General features: G+C 69.5%; 10 protein-coding genes and 1 pseudogene. 3 read left to right on the top strand and 8 right to left on the bottom strand.

Annotated elements, in window-relative coordinates:
• Nucleotides 1-253 precede the first annotated feature (253 nt).
• Together AB0P35_RS29745 and AB0P35_RS29750 are read right to left on the bottom strand one after the other, a co-directional pair.
• Nucleotides 254-331, bottom strand: a pseudogene (locus tag AB0P35_RS29745) (DNA-binding response regulator); the annotation flags it as partial.
• A 45-nt stretch (nt 332-376) separates the two neighbouring features.
• Nucleotides 377-2524, bottom strand: coding sequence for an alpha-galactosidase (locus AB0P35_RS29750; protein ID WP_363516792.1), 2148 nt, complete (start codon nt 2522-2524; stop codon nt 377-379).
• A 404-nt stretch (nt 2525-2928) separates the two neighbouring features.
• On the opposite strand from AB0P35_RS29750, the gene AB0P35_RS29755 reads away from it, so the two are divergent.
• Together AB0P35_RS29755 and AB0P35_RS29760 are read left to right on the top strand one after the other, a co-directional pair.
• A complete protein-coding gene (locus AB0P35_RS29755) occupies nt 2929-4356 on the top strand; it encodes a non-reducing end alpha-L-arabinofuranosidase family hydrolase (protein WP_363516795.1) in 1428 nt (475 codons plus the stop codon).
• Nucleotides 4357-4512: 156 nt separating this feature from the next.
• Entirely contained in the window at nt 4513-5001 is a 489-nt protein-coding gene (locus AB0P35_RS29760) for a hypothetical protein (RefSeq protein ID WP_095877998.1), read from the top strand.
• Nucleotides 5002-5064: 63 nt separating this feature from the next.
• On the opposite strand, the gene AB0P35_RS29765 is transcribed toward AB0P35_RS29760, so the two are convergent.
• The 6 genes from AB0P35_RS29765 to AB0P35_RS29790 form a co-directional block, all read right to left on the bottom strand.
• Complete coding sequence (locus tag AB0P35_RS29765) at nt 5065-6918, bottom strand: RICIN domain-containing protein (RefSeq protein WP_363516798.1); 1854 nt, start codon at nt 6916-6918, stop codon at nt 5065-5067.
• Between the two features lie 75 nt (nt 6919-6993).
• Entirely contained in the window at nt 6994-10188 is a 3195-nt protein-coding gene (locus AB0P35_RS29770) for an RICIN domain-containing protein (protein ID WP_363516801.1), read from the bottom strand.
• Between the two features lie 100 nt (nt 10189-10288).
• The gene (locus AB0P35_RS29775) at nt 10289-12040 is read right to left on the bottom strand and encodes a trehalase family glycosidase (RefSeq protein ID WP_363516804.1); all 1752 of its coding nucleotides are present in this window, start codon (nt 12038-12040) and stop codon (nt 10289-10291) included.
• Nucleotides 12041-12150: 110 nt separating this feature from the next.
• A complete protein-coding gene (locus AB0P35_RS29780; protein ID WP_363516807.1) occupies nt 12151-12972 on the bottom strand; it encodes a carbohydrate ABC transporter permease in 822 nt (273 codons plus the stop codon).
• A complete protein-coding gene (locus AB0P35_RS29785) occupies nt 12969-13961 on the bottom strand; it encodes a sugar ABC transporter permease (protein WP_363516810.1) in 993 nt (330 codons plus the stop codon). Before AB0P35_RS29785 ends, AB0P35_RS29780 begins: the two co-directional genes overlap by 4 nt.
• A gap of 32 nt (nt 13962-13993) precedes the next feature.
• Complete coding sequence (locus AB0P35_RS29790) at nt 13994-15250, bottom strand: extracellular solute-binding protein (RefSeq protein WP_363516813.1); 1257 nt, start codon at nt 15248-15250, stop codon at nt 13994-13996.
• 333 nt (nt 15251-15583) lie between these two features.
• Between AB0P35_RS29790 and AB0P35_RS29795 the strand changes: the two genes are divergently transcribed.
• Nucleotides 15584-16630, top strand: coding sequence for a LacI family DNA-binding transcriptional regulator (locus AB0P35_RS29795; protein ID WP_363516878.1), 1047 nt, complete (start codon nt 15584-15586; stop codon nt 16628-16630).
• The last annotated feature ends 3 nt before the right edge of the window (nt 16631-16633 follow it).

The raw sequence follows: 16633 nt of genomic DNA on the forward strand, positions 1-16633 counted from the left end.
CGGCCCGCTGCCCCCCCGCGCCCCCCCGCTGCACCCCCCCCCCACCGCGCCCGGGGGGGGGGGGGGCCCCCCCCCCCCCCCCCCCCGGCTCGCCTCCACCCCGGCCGACCTGGCCGCCGAGCTCGATCGCGCCCTCACCGTCGACAACCCGGCGCTGCGCGCAGGGGGACAACGCCCTGCGGCCCAGCACAGCTGGGCTGGTGTCACTGTCGGGTGGACACGGAAGAGGCGGCGGCCGATGGCCTGGTTGGATTTTGGCGATGACTGCCGGGTCCATGGCGGTCCCGCCGGCCGCGACGCGTTCCAGCGCGGAGAAGAACTGGTCGGAGTCGAGGGGTGTAGGGGCAGGCACGGGTGTGGGGCGCCCTGCGGAGGTTCACGACGTTCGAGCGGCCGGGGGTTGCGCCTGGGCTTCGACCACCAGCGCGTGGCCGGGGCGGTTGGCCGTGTCCGGTGCGGCCAGGCCGACCTGGGCCAGGTACCGGCCGGTCACGGTGAGGGCGGTCGCCCGCTTCGCCCAGGCGGGCCAGGTGTGCTCGGGGGAGGAGAGCTCGGGGCGCACCCGCAGGGAGTAGCGGGTGTCGGGCTCGAGCCCCGGGAGGCGTACGGGAGCGCCGTTCGCGGTGACGGAGGTGCCCAGCTGAACGTAGGCGAAGACGGCGTGGGAGCGGTCCCGGGATACGACGCCGTGGACCCAGGCGGCCGGGTCGGGGTGGTCGGTGCGGACGACGTCGCCGCCGTGGAGCAGCGGCCGCAGGTGCTTGTAGGCGCCGACCCACGAGGTGAGCGCGTTCAGGTCGTCCTTCGACCAGGTCGAGATGTCCGATTCGATACCGGCGTGCCCGAACAGGGCGGTGGCGCAGCGGAAGGCGAGTGCGGTGTCGCGGTGGCTGATGTGGGCGGGGGCGGAGCCGACGTGGGAGCCGATCAGCTCGAGCGGCAGGAGCAGGCCGGTCCAGCGCTGGATGGCCTGGCGTTCGATCGGGTCGATGTTGTCCGATCCCCAGATCCGGTCGGTGCGCTCGAGGATGCCGAGGTCGGCGCGGGCGCCGCCGGAGGAGCAGGACTCGATCTCCAGACCGGGATGGCGGGCGCGCAGTTCGTCCAGGAGCCGGTAGACCGCCGTCGTCTGCGCGTGCACGCCGGGCCGGCCGTCGTGGACGGCGTCGGCGAGGTCGCGGTTGTGGTCCCACTTGATGTAGTCGATGCCCACGTCCCCGACCAGGGTGCTGATCCGGTCCAGCAGGTAGGCGTAGGCGTCGGGGTGCGCGACGTCCAGGACGTGCTGGCTGCGCTGCTCGAACGGGAGGCGTTCGGGGTCGGCGAGGAACCAGCCCGGGTGGGCGCGGGCCAGGTCGGAGTCGGGGTTGACCATCTCGGGCTCGAACCAGAGGCCGAACTGCATGCCCAGCCCGTGGACGTGGTCGGCGAACGGGCGGAGTCCGTCCGGCCACACCGTCTCGTCGACGTACCAGTCACCCAGGCCGGCCCGGTCGTGGCGGCGGTGCCGGAACCAGCCGTCGTCCACGACGAACCGTTCCACGCCGACCTCCGCCGCGGTCCGGGCGAAGGCGCTCAACCGTTCGGGGTCGTGGTCGAAGTAGACCGCCTCCCAGATGTTCAGGGTGACCGGCCGGGCCGTGGTCGGGTGCTGCGGCCGGGCCCGGAGCATGTCGTGGAATCCTCGGCTGACCCCGTCCAGACCCGTGCCGGATGCCGCGAAGTACACCCACGGGGTTCGGTAGGACTCGCCCTCCTTCAGCCGGATCTCACCCGCGTCCAGCAGTTCGCCGCCGCCGAGGACCGTCGTCCCGTCGGCCAGCCGCTCCGCGTACTGGACGTGATTGCCGCTCCAGGCGGGATGGACGGCCCAGACCTCGCCGTGCCGGAAGCCGAAGCCTTCGGTGCCGGCGAGCAGCAGCCCGGCGTCGAAGCCGGTCCGGCCGCGGCGGCTCTCCCTCGACCGGATGCCCTGCCGCAGCGGCGAGCGCTGCGGGGAGCGTTCACGGGCCCAGCGGCCGGCGAAGTCCAGTAGTTCCGCGGCGTGGGCGGGGACCGGCAGCATGCACGTCAGCACGTCCAGGGTGTAGGTGTCGGTCGCCGTGTTGGTCAGGGTGTGGCGCAGCCGTACCACGCTCTGCTCCGTCATCTCCAACTCGGTGTACAGCGCGAGCCCCGCACCAGGGTCCGACGCCCGCACGCGGACGGTGCCGCCCCGGCCGTCCTCGGCGTCTACGGCGACCGGTTCGGCGAGCTCGAAGCGCGGGGGGCGGACCCGGCCTTCGCGGTGCCCGGCCAGAGCCGGGCGTCCGAACCAGCCCCAGCCCCGCCCCTGGGAGGGCATCAGGCTCCCGGCCTGGTGGCGCGAGGTTCGGCCCATGGCGTCGAGCACCTGTGCGGCGTCGCCGGCGCGGAAGCCGGGATCGACGCCCCAGTGCAGCACCCGGGGCAGTTCGGGTCCGGTGGTGTCGAGCGCGAGGGCCGCGTCACCGGCCGACAGCACGACGAGGTTCGCCTCAGTCATTTCGTCCTCGTTAGGTCACCGCAGAGCGAACTCCTAGAGATAGCATCTCCGCCCTCGCGCTGGACATCGGATGGCCGGGACCGGCCCGGATCTGCGAAGCTCCTCAACAGGCGCCACTCTGAGCAGGGTTCAGCTGCCCCGTTCCACGGGTGACTTGGCCGGGTGCCCGCTCACCGGGAAAAGTCGCTGCAGCCATCTTGACGTGCCTGGCTGGGCGGGTATTGACTCCGCTCACACCCGGAACCAGAAGCGTTCACTCTCGACCGGAATTGTTAACGCTAACATTTTTTCCGGGCGTGCCACGTAGCCGCTCGACGGCGCCCCGCCCGACGCCGTCGAGGCCCGCCTCGACGTCACCCGCCCCACCGGCATCACCGGGTGACAGCTTCCCGTAGGAGATATCAATGCACAGGCAAAGTTCCCATCGCAGGCCACTGTCCGTGGTACTCACCTCCGTGGTCTCGGCCGTGGTGGCGATGGCGGCGGTGGTCGTCGCCAACCCGGCGGCGCACGCCGCCACCACCGGCGCCCTGCGCGGTACGGGTTCCGGCCGGTGTCTCGACGTCCCGAACGCCAGCCAGACCGACGGCACGTTCCTGCAGATCTACGACTGCTGGGGCGGGACGAACCAGCAGTGGACGCTGACGGCCTCCAACCAGCTGACCGTGTACGGCAACAAGTGCCTGGACGTTCCGGGCCACGCCACCGCGGCCGGGACGAAGGTGGAGATCTGGTCCTGCACCGGCGCTGCGAACCAGCAGTGGCGGGTGAACGCCGACGGCTCGGTGGTCGGTGTGGAGTCCGGGCTGTGCCTGGACGTCTCGGGCGGCGGCACGGCCAACGGCACGGCGGTGCAGCTCTGGAACTGCACCGGCGCCAGCAACCAGCAGTGGACCGGTCTGTCCGGGACGGGCACCACGTGTGCCCTGCCGTCGACGTACCGGTGGAGCTCGACCGGCGCGCTGGCGCAGCCGGCCAACGGCTGGGCCTCGCTGAAGGACTTCACCGACACCGTCTACAACGGCAAGCACCTGGTCTACGCGACCTTCTCCGACGGAACGAACTGGAAGTCGATGGGCTTCTCGCCCTTCACGAACTGGTCGGACATGGGCTCGGCCGCTCAGATCGCCATGCCCTCGTCCGCGGTGGCGCCCCAGCTGTTCTACTTCGCGCCCAAGAACACCTGGGTGCTCGCCTCGCTGGGCTGGGGTACCGCCTGGCCCTTCACCTACCGCACGTCCAGCGACCCGACCAACCCCAACGGCTGGTCCGCGCCGCAGGCACTGTTCACCGGTAGCCTCCCCACCGGCGGCCCGATCGACCCGACCCTGATCGCCGACGACCAGAACATGTACCTGTTCTTCGCCGGTGACAACGGCAGCATCTACAAGTCGACCATGCCGATCGGGAACTTCCCCGGCAGCTTCGGCTCCTCGTACACCACGGTCATGAGCGACACGGTGAAGAACCTGTTCGAGGCGCCGCAGGTCTACAAGGTCCAGGGCCAGAACCAGTACCTCATGATCGTCGAGGCGCGCGGCGCGGCCGAGAACCGCTACTTCCGCTCCTTCACCGCCACCAGCCTGAACGGTCCGTGGACCGCGCAGGCCGCCACCGAGGCCAACCCCTTCGCCGGCAAGGCCAACAGCGGCGCCACCTGGACCAACGACATCAGCCACGGTGACCTGGTCCGCAACAACCCCGACCAGACCATGACGGTCGACCCCTGCAACCTGCAGATGCTCTACCAGGGCCTGTCCCCCAACGTCCCGTCGGGCACCTCGTACATCCAGCTGCCGTACCGACCGGGCCTGCTCACCCTGCAGCGCTGACCGCATTCCTGAAGGCATGAGCCGGGCCCGGCTCTCACGACCTCGTGAGAGCCGGGCCCGCGCGCGCCCAGGAGCCAAGGCGCCCGGCGCCTCGATCCGTAGGTGCGAGACGATGTCCACGATCATGCGCAAGGACTTGTCGTAGGGGGCGCCGGAGTGGCACTGGAACTGTGGGCATCTGCCTTCTCGCTCGGTGGTGTTGTGCTGGGCGGCGGACTGACCGCGCTCACCCAGCGTGCCGGCCATCGTGCCGCCGACCGGGCCTACGAACGGCGGCAGAGTGCGGCAACCGCCGAGGCACGCCGCGCCGAACAGTTGCAGGCGATCAAGGAGTTCATCGCCTGTGCCCAGGACGCTGAGCGGATCGCCTACAACCGACCGGAATCTTGGGGTGATGATGACGGCTGGAACAAGGCCGCCGGCGAAGCCATGACCCGGCTCTGGGTCGCCGAACGGCACTTGGTGTTGCTCTGCGACTCGATCCTTCACACCCCCGTTCACGACTATGGGCGCTCGCTCAACCAGGCGGTGTGGCGGGAGATCGGCGACAAGGAGGTCAACGAGCACGTGGAGGAGCACAAAACCGCCTTCATGACGGCGGCCCGGGCGAGCCTCGCCGCCCGGGCCCAGAACTTGTCTCCTTGATGCCGGATTTCACGCCCACACGGTGGCACCGTCAGGCGACCCGGAAGTATCGGGGACGGTAGGTCAGCCCTTGCCGGTCAGGCGCCAGATCTGGTTCCTCTTGTTGGGCAGGTTGCTCGCCGGGTCGCAGGTCCACTGGTGGACGAGGGCGCCCGGGGTGGTCGAGACGCCGGAGACGTCGACGCACTTGCCGCTGTGGACGGCCACGAGCTGGTAGTCCTGGCTGTTGCCGAGTGCGGTGACGGGCTGGAAGGTGAACATCTGGTTGGTGCCGCCGCTGCAGGTCCACTGGATGACGGCGGCGCCGTCGGCCGTGGAGGCGCCGGAGACGTCGAGGCACTTGCCGCTGTACTCGTTGACCACCGTGTAGGTGTTCGCCCGGCCGGCGACCGGCTTGAGGTCGAGCATCTGCTGGTAGCCGCCCTCGCAGAGGTACTGCTGGTACTGGGTGCCGTCGGCGGCGCTGAGGTTGGTGTCGTCCAGGCACTGACCGCTGTGCTGCACCACCGCGGTGGTGGAGACGGTGGTGTTGGACGGCGGCAGCAGGGTGACGGTGTAGCCGTCCGCGGCGTCCGTCCACGGCACGTTCACCGAGGCCGAGTTGTTGTTCACGGCCAGGGTCTGGTCGGAGACCGTCACCGGCCCCGTCACCGCGCCGCCGCCGTTGTTCGGTATGCGCTGGACGATCGCCCGCACCCGGCCGTTCTCCGGCACCGAGGTGGTGTCGAGGCGGCCCAGGTTGACGGTGACGTTGCCGGTGTTGCCGTTGCTGCCCAGCAGGATCTTCGCGTTGCGCGCGGTGTTGTCCTTGGTCGCCAGCCCGTCGGTGTTGGCACCGGGCGTGAGGTTCACGATGTTTCCGGTCTGGGAGCCGTAGTACCGGTAGAGGAACCACTCGCCCTTCGGCAGGTACTGACCGGAGCTGTTCTTGGTGAGCAGGTTGGCCGCGTAGTCGTGCAGGCCGGGGCCGCCTCCCCAGTTGGAGCGCAGGCCGTCGGCGCCGGCCCGCTCCAGGCGGCTGATGAACCAGCCGCCGCCACCGGGGTTCTGCTGCTCGACCCCGGCGTACTCGTTGATCTGGTACGGGCGGGTGTTGCTCAGGCCCGCGGCGGCGATGGTCGAGTTGGCGCTGCCGACGGCCGTGACGGGGTCGTGCGGGATGGCGTGCCAACTGTAGATGTCGGGGGCGGAGTTGGTGGACTTCACGTGGTTCAGATAGGTGGTCCACCAGGTGTTGGACGCACCGGGCGGGTTCGCCGTGCTGGGGCCGACGATGAGCTGCCCCGGCAGCTTGGCGCGCACCGCGGCGTGGAACCGCGACCACATCTGCAGGTACTGGCTCTGGGACCGGCTCCAGAAGCCGTTGAGGTCAGGCTCGTTCCACAGGTCCCACTCCACCGTCATGTTGTTGGCCTTGACGTCGGAGATCAGCTGGTTGACGAAGTTGTCGAACAGCGTCCAGTTGCCGTTGTCGCCGGGGAAGCCCTGGCTGGTGGTGCCGTCGGCGCCCCACAGGTCGTGCGGCAGGATGACGAACGTGCCGCCGAGGGCGACGGTGCGCCGGTACTGGGCGAGGGTGGCGTTCCAGCGGGTCTGGTAGTCGGCGAGGCTGGTGGCGTAGCCGCCACCGTTGAGCTGAGCGCCGCCGGCCCGCTCGAAGTGCCACTTGATGTCCTTGAAGAAGTGGTCCGGCGGCAGCGACCCGTTGGGAGTCAGCCCGTAGATCATGCCCGAGGCGCGGTAGGTGGGGGCGCCTCCGGCGGTGGAGAAGTCGACGGCGACCGAGGTGTCGGCGGCCGGTGACGGCGCGGCGGACACCAGGTTCGCGGCCAGGGCGGCCAGCAGGACGGCGACGCTCGAGGCCGCTCGTCGTCCGGTGCGGGTCGTCGGCCGGGGACGTGCGGTGGGTGACTTCATGGTGCGGCTCCTCTGGGTGGGAGTGCGGTGAAGGTGCCGGGACCGGAGCGGTCCCGGAGCTGCGGAGGCGGCCGGTCATGCCTTGCCGGTCAGGCGCCAGATCTGGTTCTTCTTGGTGGTCAGGGCGCTTGCCGGGTCGCAGGCCCACTGGTGGACGAGGGCGCCGGGTGCGGTGGAGATGGTGCTGACGTCGACGCACTTGCCGCTGTGGACGGCGACCAGCTGGTAGTCGTGGTTGTTGCCGAGCGCGGTCACCGCCCTGAGCGTGAAGCGCTGGTTGGTGCCGTTGAGGCAGGTCCACTGCTGGACGGCGGCGCCGTCGGCCGTGGACAGGGCCGAGACGTCCAGGCACTTGCCGCTGGCGTGGTTGACGACGGTGTAGGTGTCGGCGGTGCCGGCGACGGGGTGGAAGTCGAAGGTCTGCTCCTGGCCGCTCGTGCAGGTGTTCTGCCGGTACTGGGTGCCGTTGGCGGTGGACCGGCCGGGGTCTTCGAGGCAGAGCTGGCTGTGCTGGGCGACGGCCGTGGAGGAGAAGCCGGACGATGCGCCGATGTGCGGGGTCGCGGGTGCGATGGAGATCTGGTCGAGGTGGGGCGCGGAGCTGGAGCGCATGGGCTGTCCGATGTCGCTGCCACCGCCGGAGTGGACGACGCCGATGGTGGTGCCGTCCCAGTTGTAGAGCTGTGAGGCGGTGAACTTGACGGTGTTGGCGCCCTTGGTGAGCGTGATGGGGACGGTGTAGTTCTGGAGCTGGTTCCAGTGCAGGGTGCTGGCGAAGTTGACGCGGGTGGCGGTGCCGCCGTTGACGCTGACGTCGGCGTGCTCGGCGTACAGGTCGGGGTTGTAGTGGTTGGAGGGCAGTTCCTCGTTGTTGGCGTAGCGCATGGTCATGGCGTAGGTTCCGGCCGTGGGCGCGTTGACGTCGAGGGTCAGGGAGTTGGCGGTTCCGTTGCCGATGCCGGTGACGACGCCGCCGTTGGCCTGGCTGTAGGTGTTGTCGACGGCCGCGGTGCCGGTGAGGGTGCCGTTCTCGGCCTGGTAGGTGACGACGTTGCCGATGGTGACCGGGTCGGTGGCGCTGAACGGGGTCACCGCCAGGTCGTCCAGGGCGAGGGTGCCGCCGGTGCCGGTCACCTTCACCTTGTTGATGCCGCCGCTCAGGTAGATCCGGTTGGTGGAGGTGTACCAGGCGTTGGTGGTCGCGCCGGAGAGGGTCTGGTCGTTGACGGTCCTGCCGTTGACGGTGAGGTCGGCCTGGCCGGTGTTGCGGAAGCGGGCGGTCAGGTCGGCGTAGCCGTCCCGCGCCGAGTAGACCCAGAACGTGGCGGACTGGCCGGAGGTGAGGTTCACCGCGCCCGCGCCGGACTGGCCCTGGGCGGTGTAGGTGGCGGTGGCGCTGTCGGAGAGGTTCGCCTGCTCGGCCTCGTAGAGCGTGGTGCCCTGGACCGCGGGGTCCTCGTACTGGAGGTCGATCTTGTCGACGATGGCGTCGCCGACGGTCGTCGCGCCGTTGTCGCCGGTGGTGGCCAGGGTGATGGTGTGGCTGCCCGCGGTGAGGTGCACGGTGGCGTCATCGTGTCCCCACACCACCCACTGGAAGCCCACCGGGATGTCGATCCTGGTGGAGGCACCGCCGTCGACCCGCGCGTAGATGTTGGTCGAGCCCTTGACGTCGGAATCCTTGGCGTAGCTGTTGCCGAACACCGAGAGGTTGTAGTCGCCGGTGGTGGGCACGGAGACGTTGAAGGAGATCACCGTGGTCGAGCCGGTGCGCAGGCCGCCGACGTCCTTGGTGCCGGAGGTGGCGAACTTGTCGAGCCTACTGGGGGTGCCCTCGGTGTTGATGTTGTAGCCGCTGCCGCTGAGCGTGGCGTTCTCGGCCTCGTACGAGGCCCGCCAGGTGCTGTCCGAGGCGGTGGTGCTGCCGGTGCCGCCCGGGGAGACGATCACCTGGTACGCGGACATCGCGTCGAGGGTGATGGGGACGGTGATCGAGCCGTCGGAGCCCACGGCGACGTCGGCGTCGGAGAGCCGGGTCGGGGTGGCCGCCGCCCCGATGTAGCCGCTGTAGCGGTCCTGGAACACGCTGACGTGCACGGTGCTGCCGAAGACCGCGGGGTCGATGTTCTTGATGACCGTGCTGGATTCACCGCTGGTGCCACCGCCGGCGAGGATCACGCGGGCCTGCTTCTTGGCCGTGTCCAGACTCGCCAGGCCCTGGAGCGTGTAGGCGGCATTGGCCCCGGTGCTGGCGACCTTGACGGTGTTGCCGCTCATGGAGCTGTACCAGTTGTACAGCCACCACTGGGCGTTGGGGGTGTTCTGGGCGGCGGCGGAGTCGCCGAGGTTGCCGTTGATGTTCCAGTACGGCAGGTTGCCGTCGACCTTCTCGTCCTCCATGGCCGCGATCCACTGCACCATCTGGCCGGGGTCGGTCAGGTGGTAGCGGAAGGCGTACTCGTTGAGGTTGATCGGCAGGTGCGAGGTGAGACCCACCGAGGTCTCGGCCGCGCGGAAGTTGTCGACGGTGGTGCGTACGGCCGCAGGGCTGCCCAGGGTGTGCCAGGTCGCGATGTCCGGCAGGCAGTTGTTGGACTTGCAGTAGGTGAGGAAGCCCTTGTAGGCGAACTCGGTGTAGCTGGAGAAGTTGGGGCCGGCGATCCGGGCCTGGGGCCAGAGGCCCTTGATGTAGTTGTACGTCTGGAGCCACTCGGACTCGAAGGCGGCCAGCGGCGTCGACTGGCTGCGCGCGCCTGGGAACCACATGCCGTCGGGCTCGTTGTAGGGGACCAGGACGATGTGGTCCTTGGAGGGGCTCGCCAGGATCTGGTCGATCTGGGTCTTCATGGCCGCCTGGTAGGCGGCGTAGCTGGTCCGCTCGTATTTGAACGTGCGGTACACGTCCGTCATGTAGATCATGACGTCCTCGCCGCCGCTGTCCAGGAACGGCTTGGCGACCTCCAGCGCGTCCGAACCCGGGTGCTGTTGTCCGTCCTGTGCCTTGGTGTTGGTGGTCCGGAGTCCCATCCCCTCGATGAGGTTGTTCGTCGGCACGTCCTGGCCGTACAGGCCGTACAGGGCGCCGGAGGCACCGCCGTGGACGCCTCCGGTGCTGTTGCCCAGGCCGACGGTGAGGGTGGGGGTGGCTGCGGAGGCCGGAGTCGCCGTCGCGGTGGTGATACCGGCGACGAGGGTCAGGGGGAGCAGCGTCGTGGTGACGCCGTGGAGGAGGCGTCTCGCGGTCGAGAGTCTTTGCCCGATTCTTGGCATGTCCTGGCGTCCCTTCAGGGGTAGGACTCGTTGCTGGTGCGCCGGCCCCGTGCCGGACGCGTGGGTGGGTTGTTGTTCACGGTTCAGCGGTGCAGTGCGCTCAGGTGGTCGTCGTTCCGGGGTGGATGCGCCTGATGTGTGCCTCGGCGAGGAGGAGGTAGCTGCTGGCGGTCCAGGTGTAGGCGCGGTCACGCAGGCCTTCGCCGGTGAGGGCGTCGAAGTTCTCGGCGAAGCCGGACTTCTCGCACAGGGCGCGGAAGCGGGCGCTGATCTCGTCGGCCAGGTCCACGTGCCCGGCGCGGCGCAGGCCGTCCTCGACGAGGACGGTGGCGGGTGCCCAGATGGGTCCGCGCCAGTAGCCGTCGGCCTGGTAGTGGGGCGAGTCGGGGCGCTCGGTGGCCAGCCCGTGGGCGGTCAGGTGGGTCTCGATGCGGGCGGCCAGCCTGGTGCTGATCTCGGTGGGCAGGTGCTCGCCGAGGGCGATGGGCATCAGGTCCAGCAGGCTCAGGCTGGTGGTGCCCGCGCCGGTGTGGGGGGACCGGGCCTGGAAGCATTCGCCCGTCCACAGTTCCCGGATCACGGCGGCCTGGAGGGTTTCGGCCGAGTGCGCCCAAGCGGTGGCTTCGTCGGCGCGGTCGAGCTCGGTGGCCAGATCGGCGAGTTCGCGCAGTTGCAGGATCAGGAAGGCGGAGAGATCGGCGGTGATCCGCACGCGCCCGGGGTCGAAGGCGGTGGAGTTGTCCCAGCCGCTGTCGTTGCCGTGCTGGTAGTGCGGAAGCGTCTGTCCGGGGGCGCGCCTGGAGTCGAGCCAGAACCTGCTCCACCGTTCCAGGCGGTGGTACGACTCGGTGAGTTCGGTCCGGCTCAGCGGGCGCGGCAGGCGCCGGCGCAGGTGGCGCAGGGCCCAGCCGTGGATGGGGGGCTTGACGAAGTTGTAGAGGATTTCGGAGTGGGTCACGGAGTCGGGCAGTGCGCCGCTCCCGTCCTGGTGGTCGAACATGATCTGAAACTGGTCCCAGGCCAACTCCGGGGCTCCGGGGGCCAGGGCGAGAGCGTTGAAGCAGTGGTCCCAGCTCCAGACCTTGTCCATCCAGTGCTTGGACATCAGTACGGCAGGGCGCTCGAGGAACCCGGACGGTCCCACCGTCGCGGACCACAGCACGTAGGCGGCCAGTTCGGCGGCCGGGGTATCCGGAGTGCGCCAGGGGGTGACCGCGTCGGCGAACTCGGTGAACGTCCGGTCGGCCCGGTCCGCCGTCTTCTCGTGGGTGTCTGACGGTGCGTAGGGTGGCCGGGCGCTGTCGAGCTCCTCGACGGCCGCTTCCCACCAGCCGGTGTCGTCGCCGATCAGGGTCAGCCCGCGGTCGGCGGCGCCGAGCGATTCCACACCACGGACGTCCGCATCCTGCCCGGCCAGCACGCTGATGCGGTAGCGCCTGCCGGTCTCGTAGGAGGTGAACAGGTAGGAGCCGTCGAGCGGGTCGTGGATGAAGTACGTGCCGCTGAACGGCGTGAGCCGTTCGGCCGCGGCGCAGATCCGCAGGCTCAGGCCGGTACCGCGCAGCCGCAGGGTGTCGGCGCACTGGTAGGTCAGTTCGATCTGCCCGCTCTGCCCGGCCCAGGTCAGCCGCCCCGGTGTGGCGTTCCAGTGCGTCTCGACCCGTTCGCCGCCCGCCCCCCGGACGGGGACCAGGCGGAGCACGGGGTGCATGCCGCCCTGGTGGGAGACCAGGTGCAGGTCCTGGGCGCGGACGTGCTCGGAGGTCACGGGTGAGATGTTGAACCAGGAGCCGTGGCCGCTGAACGGAATCTCGCGGATGTTGAAGGCCGGGCCGGTCGGGGCGTCGGTCATCGCAGGGCGCTCGTTTCTGGTGCGGGGCGTGCTCTGCCGACCTCGTGGCGGCCGCGGTACGCGGTCGGCCTACGGGCAGAGGCTTCCGGGGCGGGAGGTGCTGGTGGGTGTCAGTCCTTGACGGATCCGGCGGTGACGCCGGCGGCGACGTAGCGCTGGGCCAGGACCAGGATCAGCGCGGTGGGGATCGAGGCGACCACGGCGGTGGCCATGATGGCGTTCCACTGCTGGTTGTTGTTGCCGATGTAGTGGTAGATCCCCAGCGTGATCGGCTCGTGGGCGCCGCCGCCGTCCAGGGTGCTGGCGAAGACGAAGTCGGACCAGGACCAGAGGAACGCGAACAGCGAGACGGTGACGATCGCGTTGCGGCTCATCGGCAGGACGATCGACCAGAAGGTCCGCAGGTTGCCCGCGCCGTCGGTCCTGGCGGCCTGCAGCAGTTCGCCGGGGATGCCGTCCATGAACGCGGTGAAGATCAGCACGGCGAACGGGACGGCGATCGTGGAATCGGCGACGATCAGGCCCGGCACGGACTGCAGCATCCCGAGCTTGAGGTAGATGGTGTAGAAGCCCATCGCCATGATGATGCCGGGGACCATCTGCGCGACCAGCAGCACGAAGCCGACGGCTCCACCGCCTCGCGGACGCAGCTTCGCCAGCGCATAGCCGGCGGGTGCGGCGAGGGCCACGGTGAGGGCGACGGTGCCGAGGGCGATGACCAGGCTGGTGCCCAGATAGGGGAGTTGCTGGTCCAGGACGGCCCGGTAGCCCTCCAGCGTGCCGTGGACCGGGAACCAGTCCGGTGGGGACTTGCGCATGTCCTGGTCGCGGGTGAAGGAGACGTTCAGCATCCAGTAGACCGGGAACAGCATCAGCGCGGTCAGCACGACGCCGGTCGCGGTCTTCCACCAGGAGGGGTGTCGTATGGTCATGACGCCTGCTGCTTTCGCTGGACGCGGATGTAGACCATGCCGAAGAACAGGGCGATCAGGACCAGCAGGTTTCCGACGGCAGCGCCGTGCCCGAAGGCCGGCAGCGCGTTCCCGAAGCCGAGCCGGTAGGACCAGGTCGCCAGCGTGGTCGAGGAGTCGACCGGGCCGCCCCTGGTCATGATCCAGATGATGTCGAAGACCTTGAGGGTGTAGATCAGGCCCAGCAGCAGGGTGATCGCCGACACCGGCCGCAGCAGCGGGAAGGTGACGTGGCGGAAGCGCTGCCAGGCGTTCGCGCCGTCCAGGGCGGCGGCTTCGTAGAGGGATGCCGGAATGCTCTGCAGACCGCTGTACAGGACCACCAGGTTGAACGGGATCCCGATCCAGATGTTCGCGATCACCACCGACGCCAGGGACCAGCTCGGGGAGGTGAGCCAGTTGACCGGGCCGATGCCCATCGCGTGCAGGACGGAGTTGACGACGCCGGAGTCGCTGTTGAGCATCCACGACCAGGTGGAGGCGGACACGATCAGCGGCAGCAGCCAGGGCACCAGGAACAGGGCGCGAAGCGTGGCCGCCAGGCGGAAGTGATGGGTGAAGAAGACCGCGAGGGCCAGGCCGATCCCGTACTGCAGCAGAAGGCTGGCGGCGGTGAACACCACGGTGTGGAGCAGCGCGGGCACGAATGTGGGGTCGTCCAGGACCACGCGGTAGTTCGCCAGTCCGGTGAAGGGGGCATCGCCGTTCACGAACGAGCGCACCGTGTAGTTGCGCAGGCTCAGGTCGATGTTGCGGTAGAGGGGATAGGCGTAGAACACGCCGAGGTAGATCACCACCGGTGTCAGGAATCCCCAGGCCGCCCACTGCGGGGAGCGGGGGCGGGACCTGGTGCGTTCGCTGCCGGTGCGTCCGAGGGACGGGGCGGTGGCGGCCGCCCCGTCTCCGTCGTGCACAGAGCGGCTCTCCGGAATCTGTGCTGTGTCGTTCATCAGAGGTCCTGTCGTCCTCGCGGCTGGTGGCGCTAGCGGGCGGCGGCCGACTGCGCCGCGGACAGGGCGGCCTGCGGCGACTTGGAACCGGTCAGCGCGGCCTGGAGCGAGGTCCACAACTGCTCGGAGATCTTGGGGTACTTGGTGCCCAGGTCGTCGCTGGTGCGGCCCTTGGCGGCCTTGACCGCGTCGATCCACGGCTTCAGACCGGGGTCGGCGGCGGCTTGCTTGTCCTGCACGGCCGGGGTGGGGGCGATGTAGGACAGCGTGGTGTCGGTGGCGAGGGAGTTGTCCGCGCTGGTCAGGCAGGACACCAGCTTGTCCGAGACGCCGTAGCGGCCGGTCTTCTTCTGGACCGGGACGGTGACGAACTCGCCACCGGTCGGCGCCGGGGCGGTGCCACCGGTCATACCGGGGACCGGGACGACCCCGTACTCGAAGCCGGCCTTCTTCGCGTTGGCCAGCTGCCAGGTGCCGTTCTCGGCGAAGGCGAACTCACCCGTGGCGAACTCCTGCCAGCTGGTGGTCTGCGTGTTGTTGATGACCGAGTTGGGAGCCAGGCCCTGCTTGACCCAGTCCGTCCACAGCGACAGCGCGGAAGCGGCCTGGGCGGAGTCCAGGTGAGTGAGCTGCGCACCCGACCCCCAGAACCACGGGAGGAACTGGAAGCTCCCCTCCTCGGTGCCGATCGCGGAGAAGGTGATGCCCTTCTTGCCCGAGGCCTTGACCTTCGCCAGGGCGGCGGTCAGCGACGCCCAGTCCTTGATCGAGGCGACGTCCACGCCGGCGGACGTCAGGACCGCCTTGTTGTAGTACAGCGCCAGCGTGTTCGCGCCGATCGGGGTGCCGAACGTCTCGCCGCCGCTCTGACCGGCCGCGAGCAGGTTGGGCGACACCGCCGAGGTGTCCACCTTGTTCTCCTTCGTCGACGTCAGCACACCGGCCTGGGCAAGCGTGGACACCACCGGATTGTCGACGATCAGCACGTCCGGGGAGTTGCCCTGCTGCGCCGCGAGGAGCGCCTTGTTGGTGAGGTCGCTGGTGTCGAAGGCGGTCCGCTTGATCTGCACGCCGGCCTGGGCGCCGCAGGTGTCCAACAGCTTGGCCCAGGCCGAGGCGCCGTCGAACTGCGGGTACGGGTCCCAGACGGTGTAGGCCCCGCCGGCGGAGGCGCTTCCCCCGTCGGCGGCGGACGTCCCCGCCGAGGAGGAGCACGCGGTGCCGGCGGAGGCGAGGACGACGGCGGCGAGCGAGGCGGCGGCGAGCCGCCGGCCGGTGGATCTGTTCATGGCACCGAACCCTTCGGTCTTGCGGAAGGCGCTGAGAGGTGGGGACCGGGCGGCGAGGACGCCATCCCTGCGTCACAGCCCGGTGTCGAATCGATTCCGCGAATCGGTTCGACAGGAACATAGGACTGGCATCTGGGGGCGTCAATAGATCGGGTGAACTTCGTCGCAGGGCGGCCGCGGTCGAGTCACTCACCGCCTGGCGGAGGAGGCACGTGTCGTGCGCTTGCGGCGCGCGGAGAAGCGCACTACCGTCTACCGAATCGGTTCGACCATCGGCGCGACACGTGCGCGCCACCAGCGAATCAAGGCCACCCCATTTCCATGAGGACAGCGATGAACATCGGGGAGATCGCCAGACGGGCGGGCGTCTCGCGGAGCACAGTCTCCTACACGCTCAGCGGCAAGCGCCCGGTCTCGGATGCCACGCGAAAGCGCATCCAGGAGGTCATCGACGAGCTCGGGTACCGGCCCAATGCCGCTGCCCGCGCCCTCAAGGAAGGCCGGACCCGGACCATCGGCCTGGTGATCCCTCCCGCCAGCAGGCGTCTGACCCACATGCAGTTGGGTTTTGTGGCCAGCGTGGTCGAAGCCGCGGCCCGTGCCGACCTGGACGTCCTGCTGTCCCCCTCCGGGGGCGACCACGACCGATCGTTCGAGCGCCTCCTCTCCGGAGGGCGCGTCGACGGAGTCATTCTGATGGAGATCCGCCTCGAGGACTCCCGGGTTCGCAGGCTGCAGAACGCCAAGCTGCCGTTCGTCGGCATCGGGCACACGGCCCGCGCCCACGAGATGTGCTGGATCGACGTCGACTACACCACCGTGATCAACCGGTGCGTTCACCACCTCGCGGACCTGGGCCACACCCGGATCGCGCTGGTCAACCGCTCCGTCGAACTGATGGCAGCCGGTTACGGGCCCGGACACCGGGCCCGTGACGGGTTCGTCGCCGCTCTCGCCCAGCGAGGCATCGAGGGCGTCGACCTGGAGTGCGGGGACGACGCCGCCGCCGGCCTGGAGTGCGTCACCCGGCTCCTGCAAGACCACCCCGACGTCACCGCGGTCGCGACCATCAACGAAGCCGCGCTGCCCGGCATCCAGCGCGGCCTCGAGGAGGCCGGCCTCGCCGTGCCCAGGGACTTCTCCATCACCGGCGTCGTCGGCCGCACCTGGGCCGAGGAGTTCCGCCCCCCGCTGACCGCCGCGGATGTTCCGGCCGATGACATCGGTACCCAGGCCATGGACCTGCTGCTCGAACGCATGGTTGACCCCGCGACCCCCCTCCGCAACATCCTGCTGGCTCCGCCGGTGTCCCTGCGCGGCAGCACAGGCCCCGTGCGATCCGCCCAACCGGACGAGGCCGTGCGGCGTATGCCTTCCTAGTGT

It is taken from the genome of Kitasatospora sp. NPDC085879 (assembly GCF_040686255.1).
Lineage (GTDB): Bacteria > Actinomycetota > Actinomycetes > Streptomycetales > Streptomycetaceae > Kitasatospora.

Bases quoted from the DNA above. Each gene is read 5' to 3' on its own strand.
- AB0P35_RS29750 (WP_363516792.1), bottom strand. From the start codon at position 2,524: ATGACTGAGGCGAACCTCGTCGTGCTGTCGGCCGGTGACGCGGCCCTC.
- AB0P35_RS29755 (WP_363516795.1), top strand. From the start codon at position 2,929: ATGCACAGGCAAAGTTCCCATCGCAGGCCACTGTCCGTGGTACTCACC.
- AB0P35_RS29765 (WP_363516798.1), bottom strand. From the start codon at position 6,918: ATGAAGTCACCCACCGCACGTCCCCGGCCGACGACCCGCACCGGACGA.
- AB0P35_RS29770 (WP_363516801.1), bottom strand. From the start codon at position 10,188: ATGCCAAGAATCGGGCAAAGACTCTCGACCGCGAGACGCCTCCTCCAC.
- AB0P35_RS29775 (WP_363516804.1), bottom strand. From the start codon at position 12,040: ATGACCGACGCCCCGACCGGCCCGGCCTTCAACATCCGCGAGATTCCG.
- AB0P35_RS29780 (WP_363516807.1), bottom strand. From the start codon at position 12,972: ATGACCATACGACACCCCTCCTGGTGGAAGACCGCGACCGGCGTCGTG.
- AB0P35_RS29785 (WP_363516810.1), bottom strand. From the start codon at position 13,961: ATGAACGACACAGCACAGATTCCGGAGAGCCGCTCTGTGCACGACGGA.
- AB0P35_RS29790 (WP_363516813.1), bottom strand. From the start codon at position 15,250: ATGAACAGATCCACCGGCCGGCGGCTCGCCGCCGCCTCGCTCGCCGCC.
- AB0P35_RS29795 (WP_363516878.1), top strand. From the start codon at position 15,584: ATGAACATCGGGGAGATCGCCAGACGGGCGGGCGTCTCGCGGAGCACA.